Source organism: Fulvivirga sedimenti, assembly GCF_020328055.1.
On the sequence record NZ_JAIXNE010000001.1, the window covers coordinates 1,121,033 to 1,142,419 of the forward strand.

Sequence of the window (21,387 nt, forward strand, 5' to 3'; positions counted from 1 at the left end):
AAAAAATTTAACTATCGGTTTCGAAACCCTATATTCATCCCACCATACCCTTACAGAAATCCAAATGATCACCATTCTCCGTCGACTCAGGAAACAACTTCTTTCCTCCAATAAATTTACCAAATACCTGATTTATGCCATTGGCGAAATAATTCTTGTGGTACTGGGGATCGTTATTGCTTTGCAGCTGAACAACTGGAACGATGAACGCAAGATGAATGCCAGTTTTGATAATCTCATTCTTTCCCTTGAGGATGAACTGAACAGCAATATTCAGGAATGTTCCTATGAAGTTTTCTGGGGCATCGACTTTATTGGAGATTATGCCCTGGTTACTTCTGACAGCATTACGCGGGACATATATCGGGAAAACGAAGATTTACGTCGGCTTATCGGGGTAAACAAGCTTGATATCATTGCTGAAGACATGAATGTGCTGATCAATAACCAGGATGAATTTCCTTCAAAGTACAAACCACTCATACCATCGCTGAAGAAGTTTCTGACCATTATGTCCAGGTACGAAAACTCCGAGCGAGACATCAGTGATGCCGTAAAGTCATATCGTTCCTATATCACACAGAATACGACCTGGATGGGCGACAGGGATTTAGCTGTGCAGGGCTCTGCAGCTATGGAAGCTCAAATTGATTTCTACTTAAACGACCCGGTTTATATGAATTTTCTGAGCAATCACAGTTATTTCTATGAAGAATCCATCCGGAATATGATTGGGATACGAGCAGTTTGCCTGGTTTTGCTGGCACAAGTGAGGCAGATTCGCGATCATCTCGGTCCTGATGAAATCCAGGCACTTCTTGCAGCAAACGACATGGCGCCTTTCGAGGAATATGATTGTTCTCTTTCACCGGAAGAAAGAAAACCGGTAATTCCTTTTGAAACCTATTATCCCTTCATCAATGCTTCCCAACAGGATATTGTACTTCATTGGATTGATGATCAGGAGCATAATGTGTTGGTAAGGGCTGGAGAAATGATTGTGAATTCGGTGACCGACCGGATTTATGATGAGGATATTATTGATGTACATATCAATGGTGAATGTGTTCAGCAGTACCGTACAAGCATAAATGGTTTTTTACTTTTTCGTTAAATTCAGAGATGTCTGATCAAAATATAACTTACCTGCAAAATCCGGAATACATGCCCAATGCCTTTGCTGACGCCTGGAATGAACGGGATGCGCATAAAATCGCCGGCCTCTTTTCTTCAGATGCAGAATTTGTAAATGTAGTTGGACTGTGGTGGCACAACAGAGCTGACATCTTTAAGGCGCATGATTACGGATTAAAAAATATATTCCAGCATTCACAATTATCTGTGGGGACTGTTAAACAACGCCGGCTCTCTGATTCCGCGGCCGTGATTCACGCCCGAATGAAACTTGACGGACAAACCTCGCACGGAGGTATTGATAATCCCGGAACGCGCAGAAACATATTCACTTTTGTCATGCAAAAGCAGGAAAATGGATGGGTCTGTGTTGCGGCACATAATACCGATGTAATTCCTGGAAAAGAGACTAATATTGTGGATAGTAAAAATCAGGTTCGCCCTGTCGATTACCGCAAATAAGCCTGGCCAAACACCACTCGTATAAAGTCTGCTGATCAATTCAATTCTACCAACTACCTTTATCGAATAAATTCGATTCAACATGAACAAATTATTACTGTTGCCCCTCCTGTTTTTTGCATGTACTTCTTCAGAAATTAAAGAAGAGTCCGACGTTTTTCAAACCATTAATTCCGAGGTTCTTCAGAATTCCGATGGCTACAATAGTCTGCGTGAAGCCACCGAAACGATCGGCCATCGCCTGACCGGATCTGAAAATGGCGCAATGGCAGAACAATTTATATATGACAAGCTCATTTCCTATGGATTTGAGGATGTGGCATTTCAGGAATTTGAAGTGGAAGCCTGGAGCCGGGGCACCATTTCAGTTACATCTGCAATCAACGGAAATGCGGATACCATACCAGCAGTCAGCCTGGGTCATTCACCAGACGAGGCCAATGTAACTGCACAAGTGGTTGACATGGGCAACGGGCTGGCAGCAGATTACGAAAATATCAGTGATAAGCTTGAGGGAAAGATTGCCCTTACCTATATCTCCCTGTTGGAGGGTACACCTGAAGGAACACGAAATTTACACCGGTCGGAAAAAGCAGCCCTTGCCATTGAACATGGTGCCGTTGGCGTAATCATCTTCAATCAGGTAGAAGGCGGTGTGCTTCTCACCGGTACAGCATCTGTAACCGGGGAATTGCTCTCAGTACCGGCTATTTGTATAGGTCTTGAAGATGGAATGGCTATGAAACAACAATTGGCCGGTGACCCTGAAAGTGTTACTGTCTCCATCAGCATGACCAATAACAGCGGCATGATCAAAGCAAGAAACGTTATCGCAACCTTAAAAGGCACTGAACTCCCTCAGGAAAGGGTAATTGTCGGCGGCCATCTCGACAGTTGGGATCTGGCAACCGGCGCTATCGATAACGGGATTGGCTCTTTCTCTGTGCTGGATATTGCACGGACATTCAAGGCCAATAACCTTCAGCCAAAACGTACTGTCCAATTCGCTTTCTTTATGGGCGAAGAGCAGGGACTGCTGGGTTCAACCTACATGGTTGAGCAGGCAGAAAAAAATGGATCCATCGAGGATATTAAATTCATGATGAACCTCGACATGAGTGGTAATCCGGTTGGAATGAATGCATCTGGCGCATCAATTGATACGGTGTTCTTTTCGGAGCTCGGTTCAAAGATTCAGACAATCGATACCGCTTATAAAGCGGGTTTCTCCTCCCGTGCCGGATTGCACAGTGATCATCAGCCGTTCATGCTCGCGGGTGTTCCGATTCTCTCAGTTCATTCAAACCTTGACAGGAGCATTTACAAATGTTATCATGCGGATTGCGATGCTTTCGAACTTGTTAATGAGGAACACATGCGGAATACAGCACGTTTTGGTTCAATGATGCTGTATGCGATAGCAAATGCAGAGGAGCTTCCTGCGGTAAAAATGAATTCGGAGCAGACCAAACAGTTCATGATCGATAACGGACTTGAAGAAAACCTGAAAATGCAGGGAGACTGGAAGTGGGGTGAATAGTTCATCTATATTTTCAAACACTATATTAAATGCTCAAATTTTTCAGAAAGATCAGGGCCGAAATGTTAAATGACCACGGGTCTTCCTCTCCAGCAGTGCGGATGAGAAAATACCTTCTCTATGCACTCGGTGAGATCGTACTTGTAGTTATTGGAATTCTGATTGCTCTGAGTATTAATAATGCCAACCAGAACAGTATAATACGTGAAAAGGAACAAACATACCTGGCAGGCTTGCTGTATGAATTCCAAACCAGTAAGACTAAGCTGGATAACCTGATAGAGGTGAACAGGCAAAATTATGAAGGTGCTAAAAAGCTGTTGGTAACAATGGATAATTCTGCACCAGAAATGAACGAAGAGGAGTTGAACATCCTGCTTTTCAATTCGCTGGTTTTTGATGTTGCCTATAATCCAAACAATTCATTACTTCAGGAAATGATGAATTCAGGAAGCCTCAAAGATATCTCCAACCCCAGACTGAGGACATTCCTCACATCCTGGGATTCCTTTATCGGTAAAATCAGAATCCAGGAAGCGGAATTGAGGCAACAGCGACAGGATATCGTAGATCTTTTTCGCATCGGTAATGGCAGCATTCGTACCATTCTTGATCAGGCGAATGTTACGCCTGATATGCTGGGCATTCCTAAAAGTAATGATGTAAAAAGCAACATGGAGATTTTACGATCGCAGGAATTTGAAAATAATATGCTTCTGTTCATCCTTACCAGCATCAGTACTGAAAAAGAACACTACGAGCCCCTTTCACAACGAATCGCAGAAATTCTGGATCTGCTGGAATCGGAAATTAAAAAATAATCCTTTTAGCTGTCCAGCCAGCTTTTAAATTCCTGTACCCTTTCACGGCTGACGATCACGTCCATGTCACTGGAATGACGCAGCATAATTCGTAAACGGCTGTTGCTGTACTGTACAATATCTTCAATGGCATCAAATGAAATAATGTATTTCCGGTTTATTCGGAAGAATTTATCCGGGGGAACGGCTTCCATTATCTGATCGAGGGAATAGTCGAGCAGGTATTTATTTGCATCCAAATACATAGCAAAAGTAGCCTTGTGCGCAGAATAGAAATATAGGATCTTATTCGTTTCAAGAGAATGAATATGTTCGCCCAGCTTTACGATAAACCGCTCTTTAAACGGGGAGGAAAGCATCTGTCCGGCAGATTTTATACGCTCCTGTTGCGGGGGTTTACTGTTCCTGGTAAGTGTTTCCATTTTTTTCAGCGCATTTCTGATCTCATCCTTTTCTACGGGTTTCAGAATATAATCAACACTGTTCACCTTAAAGGCCCGAAGCGCATACTCATCGAATGCGGTTGTAAATATGATGGGACATTGGAGGGTGACGGCATCCAGAATTTCAAAACTCAGTCCATCCCCCAATTGGATATCCATAAAGACGAGGTCTGGCTCTTCATTTTTGAGAAACCAGATAATGCCGGATTTTACTGAATCGAGAACAGCGCATATCTCGATCCCCGCGTCAAGACTCACAAGGAGGTTCCTGAGGTGATCTGCCGCCAGTTTTTCGTCTTCAAGAATTACTACTTTCATGATGTTTCTCGATGATTGGGATTTTTACTAAAAAAGTATTGCCCTCGTTTATTACAGACATCTTCTTATGAGTAAGCAATTCAATCCGCGCATTTAAATTTTTAAGTCCGATGTGGGGTGAATCCGTCACCGGCCGGTTTTTTATCCGGATGCTGTTTTTCACTTCGACGTATTCGCCATCATCGCTCACCTGAACCGTGAGTGGATATTCTTCGCTGATCTCATTATGCTTAATGGCATTTTCAATCAGGGTCTGAATCGAAAGCGGCGGTATGGAATAGCCTTCCTTTTTCGAAAGATCTAAATCAATTTTCAGATTTTCTCCAAACCTGATTTTCTGAAGGTAGAGATAAGAGTTCACAAAACTTATTTCCTCTGAAATGTCGACAACCTCCCTGAACTGGTTATCCAACAGGTAGCGGTATACTTTAGAAAGTTGTTTGATGAATTTGGCCGACTGATCGGCATCAACATATACAAGGCTGCTTAATGCATTCAGACTATTAAAAAGGAAATGCGGATTGATCTGTGCTTTCAGTGCCTCAAACTGGGATTTCAGGGATTCCTGCTTGATCTTTTCCGCATTGATCGACGTTTGCCGCCAGGAGATAAAAAACATCTTTGCATTAAAAAACAAGGAAATCACCACGGTAATTGCTATGGCTACACCGGCGCTACTCAGGAAATCCTGAAATGAATTGGTCATCCCCATATTCATATTCCACATGGCGCCGAATGCATAGTTCAGAAAGAGCATAGCTAATGGAGTATAAACAAGGATTCCAACCACCCCCCACGCAAGGCGCTTGCCGGGATTATCCATCCATGAAATGCGACTGCTGATATAGTCGGACAGCAATCCATTCCCCTGCCACATGAATATCCAAATGATGGATGAAAAGAAACCCACCTTGAGAAACAGTTCAAGGTTTTCAATACAGGCGGGACACATTAATAGGCCGACTGGAAAACCAATCAGGCCTATTATGAGTGTTTGTTTTAAGAAAGCGGTGACCTTTGACTTGTTCACAGGTTCAATCTATAAATTATTTACATCTTTCCTGAAAGCCAAGTGCCATATTCTTCCCCCAGGTGGGATAAAATGGAATATCGGAAGAGAAGGAATCAAATAATGCGATCGCCTGTGCATTCGTTTTACAAGCTTCGCTCCCATCCTGACCGAAAAACTGGGCTGTACCATAGCTGAGCTGGGCCGACATATGCATTACCCTCGGGTTTTGGGGATCGATGCTTCTGGCCCTGGCCAGGATCGCACCGCTCTTTCCTGAAAATTCAGGACCCCTGCTTTGAGGATCCACCGAAATCCGGATTAAATAAATGAACCCCTGCAATGCCATGATTTCCACGTTTTCCTCCTCGATTGCCGATGCTTTTTTCAGGAAATCTTCCGCACGATTAAGGTATTCATCCTTCAATTTTACATCATTGTTCATGGCACCGTACATTGTAAGCGTGTAAGCTGCGTAATATGCCGGGATCCATTTGTCCTTTTCAACTGATGCTATCCTTGAGAAAGTATTCGATGCTTCCAGGAAGGATTCAGGTGTGCGCGCCTCGGTTAGTTGATCCATGCCTTTCTGCATAGCTTCCGTATACTTGTCATTGGCATAGAGTGTCGTCACTGCAACCAGTATTCCGATTAATAAAATAATTGACTTTTTCATGATTTTCTGATTTATAGATTTGGTAATTGGTTCATTGCATTACCCTTCGACAGGGTGATAAATATTCCCAGGAAAAGGAAGCGATCGGCAGGAGGAACGATCTCCTGACCTATATACCTGCCTTCCTGGTTCGGCTGATCTGCAAATTCATAGCCGAATACATTTTTCCTTCCGGTGAGGTTGGTCATGCTGAAATAGATAATCACATTAGGCTTCATCAGGTAGCTGATATTCATGCTCAGATTGTGATAGGCATTAGTCTTTTCACTGTTGAATGTTGTTAGATTGGGATCATTATACCTGCGCGGCGAGCCGTATGTGTAGGTAAGGCCCAGCTGGCTTCGCAGTGGCTGAAACCAGTGCTTGTAAACGACCGAGAGGTTATGCGTACTTACAAAATTGGGAATGCTTTGCTGTGGAAAATCCAGGTAGTTGCGTTTTGAATCCAGGTAGGAATAGCTGATCCAGTAATCGACATTCCGGAATGTCTTAGGATCCCTCCAGAAAAGGTCGATTCCTTTTGCATAGCCGTCTCCAGTGTTGAGCAGCACATTTTCAGGACCCTCCTTAACGAGGTCGTTGTATTTTTTGCTGTAGCCTTCCAGACGAAGTGTCCGCTCCTTGCGCGTAATCTGATAGCTTAAGATGAGGTGTGAAGCTTTTTCCTGTCCGATTTGCTCCTCCCGCAGAACAAATTCGGTGCGGGGCCGCTGACGGAATATTCCCCATGCAGCACTGAGCTGTCCCATTTCTCCCAAACGAAATCCGGCGGATATCCGGGGATCGAACGACCATTCATTTATTCGGGAATTATATTCGAGACGTCCACCCGAACGTATGGAAATATTTTTATGAAGGGCCCAGTTTGCTTCTACGAACGTGGCATTCAGAATCGCTTTACGGGTAAGATCAATTTCGGTGAGAGAACCCTCATCACGATGCATAAACCCGAATTCATTGATAAATACTTCATTGCCGGCATTGATAGTTAGCGTATTAACCGGATCATAAAAAACCGCAGTCTTCACATGCAGCCCATTTAGATTTTCATTGATTCGTGATGGATTCTGATAAATGGAAGTATTTGAACGGGTGTATGATATACCTCCCCGGTAGTACAGGTTATCAGAGATCTTATCAGACATGTATGTGTTCAAATACAGGTAATTGTTGCGGATACCCGTTGGCAGCGCCGTATCCTGGCCAACAGGTTGCTGATTTACATCCATGAAAGAATGATTCCCTTTGAAGTAGGTCTTCAGCACAAAATCATCTTTCTCATACCGGTATGCAGCATTTGCTTCGATGGATTCAGGTGCATGATCCCAGTCGATGCGTTGATTCAAAAGCGCGAAATAGGGTGTCAGATTTGTGTATTCGAGTTTGGCTGCCAGCGAGGAATTCTCCCAGGTTTGTGTTCGGGAAACATCAACGCCCACCGTCATCAACGAAATATCGGTGCGATCGGTACCGGCAACATCTTTCGTATTCAGAATCAATGCAGATGAAAGTGCCTGCCCGTACTCCGCCGAATAACCGCCGGTGGAAAAACTCATTCCACTGAACATCATGGGCGAAAACCGTGACCTCGTGGCCACATTCGGTATGGTTGTGGAATAGCTATCCAGAACAGCAAGACCATCGATAAACGTCATAGTTTCATCACCATCACCACCGCGAACGAATACCCGTCCTTCTTCGCCGACGGTTGTGGTACCTGGCAAAGTATTCAGTGCGCCTGCGATATCAGCCGTGGCTCCTGCCGTTGTCACAATATCGAGAGGCTTCAAAACTTCTCCTTTGCTTCCGGCACCCGCATCAAAGCTACCTGCGGCGATCACGACCGGGTCCATCTGCATGATATCCTCTGCGATTTCTATCGTTAGAAATTGAGGTGAAGTTGAACCAACAAGATTTAAGGGAATCTGCGTTTCGCGATATCCCATATAGCTTATGATCAGCAACTGCACACCTTCCAGGGTTGTTTCAAAACTGAAGTTTCCCAAAGTATCTGTACTGGTACCGTCGTAGCTTTCAAAAATGTAAACGCTGGCCCCGATGACCGGGCTGCCTTTTTTATCAAAGACCTGGCCTTGCAGGGTTGCCTGAGCGAGGGCTCCTGTGAGAAAGATGAACTGCAGCGCCACCAGTATGATTGCAATTCGATTCATTTTCGCCGTTTTCATGAATCAAATTTTGGAACAAAGCGGCTGCTTTAGAAAAAAAGATTACTGAACTGTCGAATTTTAGGGATGAGTTGTAGGTTTACCCATGCGCCGTCCATTCCCCCTAATCGTCATCCCCTCCTACGCTGTCACTCCGGTGGGTAAACCGGTAGGCAGGGATCTCCCCATGGTTTGCAGGTAGGCATTCAGGATAATTAATATCTATCCCATTTCAGGGGAATCATTTTATAGACGGAGCGTACCTTCAGCACGCAATCGCAAACAACGTCCTTTTCTACATACCGAGCGTACCTTCGGCACGCGTTAAACGAGACCACGGTACCGGATTGTTTTGAACATCTTTTGTTACCGATTTGCCGTCCCGATGGGATGGGGAATCCTACTACCAATACGCCATACCTACGGCATGGAATTCTTAGATGACATCATTAGCTACCAATACGCCGTCCCTACAGGACGGGAATGGTGATTTTCAGGATCCTCTTAATGCAACATTGGATCAAGTTTTCCGTCTATCCACGTCGAGATTCCGGCCCGACTCCGGGCTAAACCCGGAGTTCCACTGGCCTGCCTGCCCTCCTACGCTGTCACTCCGGTGGGTAAACCGGTAGGCAGGGATCTCCCCATGGTTAGCAGGTTTGCAGACAGACAGCCTGACTACTGACTACTGACTACCTGCCTGCCGGCAGGCAGGCTGACTATCAGCAAGAGGCGGACGCCTTAGGCGCTGACTACATCTACCTCCTCTTCAACAAAGTACATCATCAGCTCTCCTTTACCTTTCACATCAATTAATCCACGTGGCGAGCACACATAGTGGTCCTTAACCAGGTTATAGGTCGATTCTGAAATATTGATCTTTCCCGGAAGGCTGTTGGACTCCATTCTTGAGGCAATGTTGACTGTATCCCCCCAGATGTCGTAGGCGAATTTCTTGATCCCCACGATTCCGGCCACGACAGGACCGCTATGAAGACCAATGCGAATCTCAAAGTAAGGCTCGTTTTTCTCCTTCTTGAGTGCAATGTTCTTTTGCATGTATTCCTGAATTTCAACCGAAGCCTTCACCATATCAAGGGCGTGACCGGTGTTGGCTTCCGGCAGTCCGGAGGCCGCCATATAAGCATCCCCAATTGTCTTGATTTTCTCAATCTGGTATTTACCGATGATCTCATCAAATGCCCGGTAACAGCGATCAATTTCAGAAACAAGCTCCGATGGGGTTAACCCGGCGGCGAATTGGGTGAAATTTTTAAAGTCGGTAAAAAGAATTGTCACCTCATTGTATAACCGCGCCTCGGCTTTACCATTCTCTTTGAGCTCTTCGGCTATCTGCTGAGGGAGAATATTCAATAACAGCTTCTCGGACCTGTCCCGTTCCTTTTCAATGATCTTATTCGTGCTGTTGATAAACCGGTAACGGTTATAAAGGCCGATGAGGAGAACCACAAGCAGCACCCCAAGAATCGCAGCTGCCCAGTTGATGGTCTCTGAACGGTCAGCCCTCAGACGCTGAATTTCGGCATCTTTTTCAAGTGCGTCCAGGGCCTGCCGGTTTTTTTCTTCCTGGTATTCGGCGAGTTTCATCTGTGCCTCATCTGACTTCTTTGAAATAACCGAATCCATATATTCAATCCGCAGGAAAAAATATTTCTGTGCCCGTTCATTGTCGCCGACAGCAGCATAGGCCATCCCCAGGTATTTGTAATTTTCGGCCATCTGAGCCTGGTAATCTATACTTTCTGAAAAAGCAGTTGCCTTTTCCAGGATAGGTATCGCATCATCGTAGTTGCCGGATTTCATCAGCAACATAGCCTGTAACCGTTCACTGTCGCTGCGTGAAACAGGATCGTCGAGCTGTCCTCCCAAATCGATCGCCAGCTGGTTATAATATCCTGATGAATCATACATATCACGCACGTAAAACATATTCGCGAGCAATTGATAGGCGATCAGGCGGTCATAATCCTGACCAGTCTCGTTAAAGAGCCGGATTGATTTCTGAATGTAATACGTCCCGGTATCATAGGACTCCAGCATTACAAATGAATTTCCATAATTCATATAATTCAATGCCAGCTTACGCCTATTGCCGGCAGCCTCATTCAGATTCAGTGCTCTGTTCAGGTATCCTATCGCGATGTTGGGCGAATTCATTTGCAGATAACGTAAGCCGAGGTTATTGTAAGCGGTTGCCATCTGCGAGGTATCCTGAATGGATTCAGCCAGGCTAATGGTTTTGAGCAGGTACTCTATGGACTTTTCCATTTCACCTTTATAGGAATAAGCAATGCTGATATTGTTATAAATATTGGCTGCTGTTTTTGGACTACCCGTAAGCCCAATGGCAATTTCAGCACCCTTATGATAATAAATCAGGCCTGTGTCAATGTCCCCGTTGATCTCGTAAGCAAGTCCGAGATTATTATACCCCAGCGCCTCTCCCTTTCGATAGTCGATTTGTTCGGAAATACGGATCATTTCCTTGGCATAAAAGATCGTGGTATCCTTGTTGCCTTGAGCCAGGCTAAATACCGGACCGTTCAGATCATAAACATGGATGCTGTCGGGGTTGGCGAGGAGTTCACGGTACAGACTATCGACGTACTGTATTCCTTCGAGTTGCTGCGAGGCCAATGTGAATGGTAAACCTGCAAGAAGCAGGAGAATGAGGTTACGCATAGATGCTTTGTTACTGCGGTCAGGTCAGGTGTGCGACCGTGAATGTTGTAATAAAGTAAAAAGACAGGAATTATGGAAATGTTTATGGGATCACGAACATTTATGAGCCGTCATGCGCCGTACCTAACGGCACGGGATTTTTTAATAATTCCGTTTTCTACCCATACGCCGTCCCTATTGGGACGGAAATGGCTTTCAGCAGGACAGACAGGAACACCTTCGGAGTGGTACGGGATGCCCCTCCCCAATCGTCATCCCGGCGGAACTCCGGGTTTAGCCCGGAGTCGGGCAGGCCTGCCTGCCCACCTACGCTGTCACTCCGGTGGGTAAACCGGTAGGCAGGGATCTCCTCATGGTTTGCAGGTTTGCAGACAGACAGCCTGACTACTGACTACTGACTACTGACTACTGACTACTGACTACTGACTATCCGCCAGAGGCGGACGCCTTTGGCGCTGACTACTGACTATCCGCCAGAGGCGGACGCCTTTGGCGCTGACTACTGACTACTTTCCTGCCCCTTTCGAAAACATCTTATCATTAAAACTGGTAGAATCTCCCCTGGGGATCGTCAGGCTTTTCCAGTCGCCTCCCTTGATCATACGTCCAACATATACGATTTGTCCGATATGATAGGTATAGTGCGCAAATTGCCGGTTCACTGCTTCCATAACAGAATGAGATTGATTTCGGATAAAAACCTCTGTATTAAAGTTCTCTGGTGTGATGGAGTGAAGCGCCGTAAATAGACAATCCCACCCATCGTTCCATTTGGTCATCATCTCATCCCGTGACTGAATGACCGATTCAAACTCGAGGTCACGCTGCCGCCATTCTTTTTCGCCGTCCGATGTGAGGAAATCAGTCCACCTGGATTTCATATTTCCCCACAGGTGATTAACAATAATGGCGATTGAATTGCACTCCGGATGATATTGCCAGAAAAGATCCTCGTCGGTGAGCTGTTCAAAAGTTTTTTCGCCAACCGATTTATAGTTTTCAAACTGCTTTAAAATACTGTTGATATATTCCTGCTCCATGTTAATTAGTCTATTCACTCCGGATCGCATCGATCGGGTTCGATAAGGCCGCGACCAGCGCTGTCCGGCTGATGGTGGCAAAAACCAGTACAACAATAATCACCAGGCCTATTAAATATTCGACCGGACTTATTTCAATACTATAAACAAAAGAATCAAGCCAATCTGAAACCGCGTAGTATGACAATGGAATAGCCAGTAAAAAACCGACAATCACGAGGATCAGGAATTCCTTATACATCTGGGAAAGGATCAGTCCGACGTTAGCTCCCAGGACTTTTTTGATGCCGATTTCCTTTTGTCTGCGTTGTACATTGTACAAGATCATTCCGTAGAGACCCATGCACGAAATCACGATGGCAATGAGGGTAAAATAACCTATGATCATGCCGAAATCCTTGTATGCCTCATATTGGTTGGCCAAACTTTCATCCAGCATCGAATATTCAAATGTTTTTTCCGGGAAAAGCTCATTCCATGTATCTTCCATGAATGAGATCGCACCAGGCAGATCATCACCAATTACTTTTACCGCCAGTAAGGGTGAGCCAAAGGCACTGATATCCGCCGATAATGGCGTTAATGGTTGTGTAAGTCCCATGAAATGAAAATCCTTCATCACGCCCACAACCGTACCTATCTTTCCTTCGAGGTTAAACGTTTTGCCAATTGCATCCTGAGGATTTCCCCATCCATATTCACGCACGGCAGTTTCATTCACCATAAACCCTTCTGTAGCATCGGACGCATACTCCTGGCTTAAAGGTCTTCCGGCAACTATCTCAATTTCGAACGTTTCGAAGAAGTCATAATCAATCTTAAGGTTGGCATGAAACATATTATCTTCCGGGGTAAATCCTTCCGGAACAGTACCCCGAAATGAAATTCCACTTCCGACTTCAGATGATAACCTTGTAGAAGAACCGATGAATGACTGGCTTTTCAATTCATCAGCATATGTCTTCAGACGTGTTTGGAATGTCGTATCTGTGCCTGAAAATATGTTGTTCAGATTCTGGCTGAACAGACTGATCATTACAATTCTTTCTTTGTCGAAGCCCAACGCCTTATTATTTATAAAATTCAGCTGCTGCAATATGATCAGCGCGGCTACCAGCAGGAAACTTGTTACCAAGAGCTGGAATCCGACCAGTGAACGCCGCAGCAGTTTTCCGCCCCCTGTTGCCTGAAGCTTACTCCCTTTGAGCGCATTTACAGTATTGAAACCGGTTACAAAAAATGCCGGGTAACTGCCTGCCAGTACTGTGAGTATAAGGATCAGGGCCAACAGGAGTAAAATGAGCTGACCATCCATGACCTCGGAAAAGATAAAATTTTTATTCGTGAGATCATTCAGAATGGGTATGCTCAGATTCACCAGGAAAAGGGCAACCAGCACCGATACGCCTACAAAGAGAAAGGCTTCCGTAAGAAACTGAAATATCAGTTGGCGCTTGTCGGAGCCCATTACTTTCCGAACCCCGATTTCCTTCACGCGTGAAAACGACTGAGCTGTGGATAGATTGATATAGTTTATACTGGCGATGGCGAGTGTGAGAAGGCTTACGGCGATAAAGAGGTATATAGTCGACCAGCTGTTGGTGGCTTCAGGCTCTGCCAGAAGAGTCGATTCCATATGAATGTCCTTCAATGGAAAGAGCGTAAATACCTGGCCAACCTGCATCTGTTCGGGCGCGAATTCTTTCATGAAATCATCCATGCCTTTATCGATGGCGGAGGGATCTGAGCCTTCCTTTAAGAGAATGTAGGTAAATGAATGGCTGATCACGAAATTCCGCTCCAGATTTTGGCGCATGATCGCAGAGGTCTGATCTTCTTCAAGATCAAACATATTTTCATAGGGAAGCAGCATGGAAAAATGAATCGAGCTGTTCGATGGATATTCCTTTACCACTCCGACAACTTCAAAGTCAATTCTGCCGGAAAAATTGAGTGATTGTCCGATCGGATTTTCTGCACCAAAATATTTTGTCGCCGTGACATCGGTGAGGAGAACTGTATTCTCCCTGAAGGCCTCATCCGGAGATCCCTGTATAAATTCGAGATCGAAAATATTCAGGAAAGTAGTATCTGCGAAATAGACTGATTCCTCCTCATAAATTTCACTGGAGCCACTCCTTTTGATACTGGCACTTCTGCCAAAGAGACGAGCCACTGATTCGACATCTGAAAAGTATTCCGGAAGACGCGGGGCTATGGGTGGTGGTGAACTTGCGAGCTCCATGTTCTGGGAGGGCAGCGAATATTTAATTCGATAAATTCTGTCCAGTTTGCTTTGGAAACGATCGTAATTCACTTCTTCCCGCACATAAATGAAAATGAGCACGGTAAGTGCGATCCCAATGGAAAGTCCAATAAAATTAATAACAGAAAATACCTTGTGCTTGACAATATTACGCCAGGCGGTGCTCAGGAAGCGTAGGAACATCTTTTTGGTTGTTGTTGAAGGTATTATTTTTTACGTGAAAAGGTACTGCCATGTTCAGCCGTTCATCAATGCATCCGACCTTTCAGGATGAAAGTAGTGACTGTTACATGTTCAGATCAGCTGATCTTCGGAAATTTCCATGGTTTCCGGTATTCTGGCTTGATGAAAGCATTGGCCGGATGGTCTTTGCCGAATGAGCCTGATGTTGCATCCCACTCAAGTCTGCTATTGCTTCGGAGGGCGATATTACCCATATGGGCGTATTGAGCCACCAGCCTGCCGTTTTCCACAGGACAGTTCGGCGTTTCCCTGGACCGTATGCATGCGAGGAAATTTTGTACATGCTCTTCATGGTGTTCCCTTCCACCACGCGGCGGGATTGGCGGCACTTTGTAGGCACCGTTTTCAATAACAGGATGGACTTCCCACCCTTGCCGGTTGGCAAAAATGGTGGCATCATTTCCTACAAATTCAAGTCCGTAATTCTTGCCATACGGACCGTTATTCACCCCGGCGATATTCGTCCAGTTCATCACATAATCCTTCATCTGCCAGGTAACGCTCATGGTATCGAAGGTCTCATGGGCATAATTCTGAAAAGCATAGTTGCCCCCGGATGCGCTCACGGCGATCGGCGCGTAGTCGACATCTTTTGCCCAAAGTGCCATGTCTATGAGGTGAACGCCCCAGTCGGTGACGAGCCCTCCCCCATAATCCCAGAACATTCTCCAGGTTCCATGGAAACGGTTCGGATTGAAGGATCTTTCAGGTGCGGGCCCGAGCCACATGTCATAATCCACGCCTTCGGGTACGGGGCTGTCGGGGAGTTTCTCCGGTCCCCTGCCATATTCAAAATTGGCCCAGACATTCACCTGCCTGAGCTGTCCGATTTTTCCGGATTTAATAAATTCCATCACATCCATCCATTGGGGTGCACTTCGCTGTTGCTGCCCCACCTGAACGACACGGTTATATTTGTTCGCGGCCGCCACCATCTGGTCCAGTTCGGCCAGGCTGTTGGCCATGGGTTTCTCGACATATACATCTTTGCCGGCCTTGCATGCCTCGATCATGATCAGGCAATGCCAGTGATCCGGTGTTCCGATGATCACGGCATCCACGTCCTTGTTATCGAGGAGTTTCCTGAAGTCTTTATAAGTCTTTGGTTTGGTTTCCTGGAATTCAAGCACACGCTGGGAGCGGGCCGCGAGCACGGAATCGTCAATATCACAGAGGGCGACGCATTCCACCTCGGGTTGTTTCATGGCATTTTCGAGGATATAGAATCCCATTCCCCTGGCTCCTATCAGGCCGATTCGAATTTTATCCGCGGCTCCAACTGCGGATTTCCGGGATTTTGCGAGTGCGGCATTGATGGGAAAGAGTCCGGCCCCAAGGGTGAGAGCGCCGGCACTGGAAAGGAATTTTCGTCGGTTGTAGCTGGGTGACATGGCTGAAAAGTTGGTGATGGTATAAGATCAAAATTTTATGCGTGAAAGCAAAATTTGGATGGGGGTACTCGTAGAATACAAAAAGATTACCTGTTCAGCCATGCCCTATTCCTTGTTACTTGTTACCCGCAAGCGGGCCAGCGCCACTTCCACTTAAGTCGTCATCGAATCACCGTTTAATCAATACCCGGTATCCTCAAACTGTATGCTCAAACTGGGATTGGCGATGTGCCATCGCCGATCCCATTGGGGTGGCTTTGCATCCAAAAGCGAGCGCCACTTCCACTTAAATCGTCATCGAATCACCGTTTAATCAATACCCGGTATCCTCAAACTGTATGCTCAAACTGGGATTGGCGATGTGCCATCGCCGATCCCATTGGGGTGGCTTTGCATCCAAAAGCGAGCGCCACTTCCACTTAAATCGTCATCGAATCACCGTTTAATCAATACCCGGTATCCTCAAACTGTATGCTCAAACTGGGATTGGCGATGTGCCATCGCCGATCCCATTGGGGTGGCTTTGCATCCAAAAGCGAGCGCCACTTCCACTTAAATCGTCATCGAATCACCGTTTAATCAATACCCGGTATCCTCAAACTGTATGCTCAAACTGGGATTGGCGATGTGCCATCGCCGATCCCATTGGGGTGGCTTTGCATCCAAAAGCGAGCGCCACTTCCACTTAAATCGTCATCGAATCACCGTTTAATCAATACCCGGTATCCTCAAACTGTATGCTCAAACTGGGATTGGCGATGTGCCATCGCCGATCCCATTGGGGTGGCTTCGCATCCAAAAGCCAGCGCCACTTCCACTTAAATCGTCATCGAATCACCGTTTAATCAATACCCTGTATCCTCAAACTGTATGCTCAAACTGGGATTGGCGATGTGCCATCGCCGATCCCATTGGGGTGGCTTCGCATCCAAAAGCCAGCGCCACTTTGTGGCACTTACTTTTTTCATGCCCCATCGCTCCCCAGAGCGAGCTCTGTTCGCTCCGGGGCATAAAAAAAGCCAACCCGTTTTCACGGGTTGGCTTTTGGATGCAGAGGAGGAGGGATTCGAACCCCCGGTACCTCGCGGTACAACGGTTTTCAAGACCGCCGCATTCGACCACTCTGCCACTCCTCTGTGTTATTTAACCGAGTTCTTTCAAATCGGACTGCAAATGTATTTTTAATTTTGCTTTACGCAAAGGGTATAGGCATAAAATTTTCATCCGTTTGATTTTTAATAGCCCTGCAAAGAGCGGAAATATGTGTATAAAAATTTAGTCTTCATATTCCAGCGGAAGCTGATCACCTGTCATACTGTGGGCTTTGTGAATACTGGCATTGATTTCGTAGCCAACGAGCACAATAATGCTCAGTATTTCAATGAACAGCATCAATGCGATGAGAACACCCAGTGAACCGTACAACTTATTGTAGGTCGCAAAATTCTCCAGGTAGAAGGTAAAGACATAAACAGCGCCTATACAAAGTAATGTGGCAATGAACGAGCCTACCGAAAAGAACCGCCAATTGTAATGTACCGATGGTCCGAAATAATAAACGAATGAAATTCCAAAAAAGAAAAATGAGAAAATGATGATGAACCGAAGGATGAAAATCAGGGCAAAATTGTAATTCTCAAAGTTGATCCATTCGACCGACTGAACATTATTGAGCAAAATATTTCCTCCCACAACCAGCAATGTAGCCGTAATCAGGATCACCGCGAACATAATAGTGAGCATTGTAGCTACAAGCCTCATCTTAAAAAATCCACGTTTTTCAATGGTGCTGTAACAGGCATTAAAGGCCCGCATCAGCGAAAGCATTCCATTCGTAGCCAGGTACAATGAGAACAATGCACCAAAAGTTAGCAGTCCGCCCCGCGTGTTTCCCACAATATCCTCTATCGTCAGGTAAACCGTACCGTACATATCGGGCGTCATGAAATTGCTGATAAACTCCATGATATTTTCCTGGCTTACTTCAGGAATCACCTGGTGTATGTAGGGGATTAGCGTGAAGAGGAAGATTATCCCCGGAAAGATCGCCACTGTAAAATTGAATGCCACCGCGTTGGCCCTTTCAATGATTTCATCACGTGAAATTTTCTCAATAAAAACATGAATGATACGATACAGCGACAGGTCATCCTTACTACTGAAGCGAATATTTTTCAGTGTATGAATCAGGTTCTTATACCAGGAGTGTTGGGTGATATAGTCGAATAGACGTTGTTTCATTTCGGAAAGAAGGACGCCAGCAAGTTAGTCATATTTTCAGGTGGCTGACAAGGCCTGTTTGTCTTCTTATCTACAAACACCAGCGTGGTTTCTCCTGTATGAATCAATTTATCGGATTCATTGTAAATTTCATAATGAAAGATGATCCGAACACGGGGCATTTCCCTGATGATCGTATGAATCGTTAGTAATTCATCATACAGCGCCGGTGCGATGAATTTCGACTTATTCTCCAGCACCGGCATAATGTATCCGTCCTCCTCCATTGTTTTGTAGGACAACCCCAGTGCCCGCAGACTCTCTACCCTTCCGATCTCATAATAGGCAGCATAATTCCCGTAATACACATAGCCCATCTGGTCTGTATCTGCATATCGTACGCGGATCTGAGTTTCGTGTCTGTACATATCAGTTGGTTTGGGCCGCCTGCGCACGGGCTTTTCTCTGCTCAATGGTAAGCGCACGCTGATACCGCTGCGCATTGATCAGATGCTGATTCAGATTGGTCGCGAAATTGTGATAACCGGAGAAATCCTCCCTTGCACACATATACAGGTATGAATGGTCCTCGTAATTCAGAACCGCATCCAGTGTCCGGATCGTAGGCATGTTAATCGGACCAGGAGGAAGTCCGGGATACATATAGGTATTGTAGGGAGAATCAATTTCCTTATGCACATTCAGTACCCGCTTAAGGGTGAAATCACCTGAAGCAAACACCAACGTTGGATCCGCCTGAAGCGCAATATTCCGCTTCAACCGGTTGATATACAGACCGGCAATCACCGGACTCTCATCAGGCTTGATGCTTTCGGCCTGCACAATCGACGCCAGCACCGATACTTCCGCCGGGGTGAGCCCCAGACTGTCGGCTTTCGCAAGTCGTTCCTCATTCCAGAAATTGTGATACTCCCGGTTCATCCGCTCAATCAAACCATCCGCAGTTATATCGAAATATACCTCATATGTATTTGGAATGAACATTCCAATAATACTCTCATGATTGAAGCCTTCATCATTATTAGCCACATAAGCGTTCAGGGCGTCATTGAATTCATCCTCCGTAAGCAGGATATTGGCCGTGATCTTTGGTGCCAGATCAGAGATCAGGCGGACATTATTAAAGGTTATATTCACAGGTTCCTGCTTTCCGGCACGCAGCATACGAATAGCCTGAAGGTTGGTCATATTAGCTTCCATCACATAGCGGCCCGGCTTCACCTGCTCATCATAATTCATGAGCTTGGCCAGGAAACTGAAGGATACCATGTCATTCACGATGTTGGCATCATATAACCGGCTCTGCAATGATTTAAAAGTTTCGCCCCTGGGAACGATCAGTGTTCTGTCTTCGCGATCTACAAGAATATTGGGAGAGTAGAGCATCTGATAGGTCCAGAAACCAAAACTCGTAAGCAGGATACTGAACAACAGGAGGAATACAACAAATATCTTCTTCCGTTTCATTTTAAAAAATTTCAGCAAAAATAAGAATTCGACACAAATAGTCACTTATTCCTGAAATACCCAACGTAAACCCGTGTTGGTTAATTCATATATCGCGAATTATGGCGTAAATTTATTGATATAAACACTATACGATTATGTCCGCTAATTACATGAAACTGTATCAGGAGAATCCTGAAATGCAGAAAGTTCGTCAAGCTGTAGAAATCCTCCGTAATGGCGGATTAGTCATTTGCCCGACGGATACCGTATATGGCATTGTTTGCGACCTGTTCAACAGAAAGGCGATTGACCGGTTGATGAAGTTGAAAGGGCTGAAGCCCAAGGAGATGAACCTTTCTTTCATATGTTACGACCTGAGCGATATTTCCAATTATGTAAAGCGCCTGGATACACCCGACTTTAAACTATTGAAAAAATCACTGCCCGGTCCGTTCACATTCATTCTCGAATCGAATAACAACGTGCCGAAAATATTGGGAGTGAATAAAAAAACAGTGGGAATCCGGATCCCTGACAATAATATTCCCCGGCAGATTGTAAAGGAACTGGGAAATCCAATTATGACCACTTCGATCAAGGATGACGACCATATCCGTGAATACATCACAGATCCGGAGATCATTTATGACACGTTTAAAAACCAGGTGGACCTGGTGATCGACGGAGGCCCAAGTGGAATTATTCCCTCAACCGTTGTGGATTGTACACAGGACGAATTTATCATTGTCCGTGAAGGACTCGGCGATATCCGTGAATTTGCCTGATGAAGGCACTTATTGACGTACATTATCTGCCATCACTCGAATATTTCTGTTGCCTGCTGCAGCATGAATCCGTCAGGCTGGAGCGGCACGAGCATTTCATCAAACAAACGTATCGCAGCAGGAGCTACATCCTGGGAGGCAATAATGTTCAGATGTTAAATATCCCGGTGGTGAAAGGCAGATCGAAAACACCGGTAAAGGATCTTCGCACCGACACGCGGCAACCCTGGAAAAAACAACATTGGAAAAGCATCCGTTCGGCGTACGGCAATGCGCCCTTTTTTGAATTTTATGCACCAGAACTGGAACAAATGTTTCAGAATAAGACGGATTTCCTGATCGATTACACATTTCCCTTTCTGACATTATGTCTTAAATGGCTGGGGGCTGACATAATGCTGGAATGGACCGGGATGTATGAAAATGAGCCGGATTCGTCGATTAACGACCTCAGATCGGTTATTGAGCCCAAATCCGGATACCAGGAACGTTCATTTTACCGTCCGGTACCGTATCTCCAGGTTTTTGGCAAAAACTTTGTTCCAAACCTCAGTATCGTCGATCTTTTGTCATGTGAAGGACCTAATGCACTATCGGTTTTAAAGAGTTCTGCCGGGGTCTGAACAAATGCAAGATTGTGCGTGTTTTTACATAGAATTAATTTGTTGTTGTATGGTAATTCTTTTTGATATATCATACAT

At 45.4% G+C, this 21,387-nt stretch carries 17 protein-coding genes and 1 tRNA gene; 6 read left to right on the forward strand and 12 right to left on the reverse strand.

The genetic code is table 11. From position 1 onward, the window contains the following. The first annotated feature begins 64 nt into the window (after positions 1 to 64). The 4 genes from LDX50_RS05280 (at position 65) to LDX50_RS05295 (ending at position 3,957) form a co-directional block, all read left to right on the forward strand. Positions 65 to 1,114 carry a hypothetical protein gene (locus LDX50_RS05280; RefSeq protein ID WP_225697363.1) on the forward strand — a complete coding sequence of 350 codons (1,050 nt, stop codon included), beginning with the start codon at positions 65 to 67 and terminating at the stop codon, positions 1,112 to 1,114. An 8-nt stretch (positions 1,115 to 1,122) separates the two neighbouring features. Then, on the forward strand, positions 1,123 to 1,596 hold the full coding sequence (locus LDX50_RS05285; protein ID WP_225697364.1) for an SgcJ/EcaC family oxidoreductase: 474 nt from the start codon (positions 1,123 to 1,125) through the stop codon (positions 1,594 to 1,596). A gap of 82 nt (positions 1,597 to 1,678) precedes the next feature. Beyond that, positions 1,679 to 3,136 carry a M20/M25/M40 family metallo-hydrolase gene (locus tag LDX50_RS05290; protein WP_225697365.1) on the forward strand — a complete coding sequence of 486 codons (1,458 nt, stop codon included), beginning with the start codon at positions 1,679 to 1,681 and terminating at the stop codon, positions 3,134 to 3,136. Positions 3,137 to 3,165: 29 nt separating this feature from the next. Further along, positions 3,166 to 3,957 (forward strand): DUF6090 family protein, encoded by a 792-nt coding sequence (locus LDX50_RS05295; protein ID WP_225697366.1) that lies wholly within the window; start codon positions 3,166 to 3,168, stop codon positions 3,955 to 3,957. 5 nt (positions 3,958 to 3,962) lie between these two features. On the opposite strand, the gene LDX50_RS05300 is transcribed toward LDX50_RS05295, so the two are convergent. The 12 genes from LDX50_RS05300 to mltG all read right to left on the reverse strand — a co-directional run bounded on the left by LDX50_RS05300 (position 3,963) and on the right by mltG (position 19,919). After that, positions 3,963 to 4,718 carry a LytR/AlgR family response regulator transcription factor gene (locus tag LDX50_RS05300; RefSeq protein ID WP_225697367.1) on the reverse strand — a complete coding sequence of 252 codons (756 nt, stop codon included), beginning with the start codon at positions 4,716 to 4,718 and terminating at the stop codon, positions 3,963 to 3,965. Continuing rightward, positions 4,699 to 5,670, reverse strand: coding sequence for a sensor histidine kinase (locus tag LDX50_RS05305; protein ID WP_225697368.1), 972 nt, complete (start codon positions 5,668 to 5,670; stop codon positions 4,699 to 4,701). The genes LDX50_RS05300 and LDX50_RS05305 overlap by 20 nt, the downstream gene beginning before the upstream one ends. Before the next feature lie 94 nt (positions 5,671 to 5,764). Then, on the reverse strand, positions 5,765 to 6,403 hold the full coding sequence (locus LDX50_RS05310) for a hypothetical protein (protein ID WP_225697369.1): 639 nt from the start codon (positions 6,401 to 6,403) through the stop codon (positions 5,765 to 5,767). 11 nt (positions 6,404 to 6,414) lie between these two features. Further along, on the reverse strand, positions 6,415 to 8,574 hold the full coding sequence (locus LDX50_RS05315; protein ID WP_225697370.1) for a TonB-dependent receptor: 2,160 nt from the start codon (positions 8,572 to 8,574) through the stop codon (positions 6,415 to 6,417). 735 nt (positions 8,575 to 9,309) lie between these two features. Further along, positions 9,310 to 11,271: an adenylate/guanylate cyclase domain-containing protein gene (locus LDX50_RS05320; RefSeq protein ID WP_225697371.1), complete on the reverse strand. Its 1,962-nt coding sequence runs from the start codon at positions 11,269 to 11,271 to the stop codon at positions 9,310 to 9,312. A 506-nt stretch (positions 11,272 to 11,777) separates the two neighbouring features. Next, complete coding sequence (locus tag LDX50_RS05325; protein ID WP_338029994.1) at positions 11,778 to 12,329, reverse strand: DUF1572 family protein; 552 nt, start codon at positions 12,327 to 12,329, stop codon at positions 11,778 to 11,780. Then, positions 12,322 to 14,760, reverse strand: coding sequence for an ABC transporter permease (locus tag LDX50_RS05330; protein WP_225697372.1), 2,439 nt, complete (start codon positions 14,758 to 14,760; stop codon positions 12,322 to 12,324). The genes LDX50_RS05325 and LDX50_RS05330 overlap by 8 nt, the downstream gene beginning before the upstream one ends. A 116-nt stretch (positions 14,761 to 14,876) precedes the next feature. Next, positions 14,877 to 16,211, reverse strand: coding sequence for a Gfo/Idh/MocA family protein (locus tag LDX50_RS05335; protein ID WP_225697373.1), 1,335 nt, complete (start codon positions 16,209 to 16,211; stop codon positions 14,877 to 14,879). A 1,051-nt stretch (positions 16,212 to 17,262) separates the two neighbouring features. Continuing rightward, a tRNA-Ser gene (locus LDX50_RS05340) sits at positions 17,263 to 17,347 on the reverse strand. Between the two features lie 139 nt (positions 17,348 to 17,486). Next, on the reverse strand, positions 17,487 to 18,452 hold the full coding sequence (locus LDX50_RS05345; RefSeq protein ID WP_225697374.1) for a YihY/virulence factor BrkB family protein: 966 nt from the start codon (positions 18,450 to 18,452) through the stop codon (positions 17,487 to 17,489). Then, positions 18,449 to 18,859: an acyl-CoA thioesterase gene (locus LDX50_RS05350; protein ID WP_225697375.1), complete on the reverse strand. Its 411-nt coding sequence runs from the start codon at positions 18,857 to 18,859 to the stop codon at positions 18,449 to 18,451. Before LDX50_RS05350 ends, LDX50_RS05345 begins: the two co-directional genes overlap by 4 nt. A gap of 1 nt (position 18,860) precedes the next feature. Next, positions 18,861 to 19,919: an endolytic transglycosylase MltG gene (gene mltG, locus LDX50_RS05355; RefSeq protein ID WP_225697376.1), complete on the reverse strand. Its 1,059-nt coding sequence runs from the start codon at positions 19,917 to 19,919 to the stop codon at positions 18,861 to 18,863. A gap of 137 nt (positions 19,920 to 20,056) precedes the next feature. On the opposite strand from mltG, the gene LDX50_RS05360 reads away from it, so the two are divergent. Further along, on the forward strand, positions 20,057 to 20,686 hold the full coding sequence (locus LDX50_RS05360; protein WP_225697377.1) for an L-threonylcarbamoyladenylate synthase: 630 nt from the start codon (positions 20,057 to 20,059) through the stop codon (positions 20,684 to 20,686). Next, positions 20,686 to 21,309 carry a WbqC family protein gene (locus tag LDX50_RS05365; RefSeq protein ID WP_225697378.1) on the forward strand — a complete coding sequence of 208 codons (624 nt, stop codon included), beginning with the start codon at positions 20,686 to 20,688 and terminating at the stop codon, positions 21,307 to 21,309. Before LDX50_RS05360 ends, LDX50_RS05365 begins: the two co-directional genes overlap by 1 nt. Positions 21,310 to 21,387 lie beyond the last annotated feature (78 nt).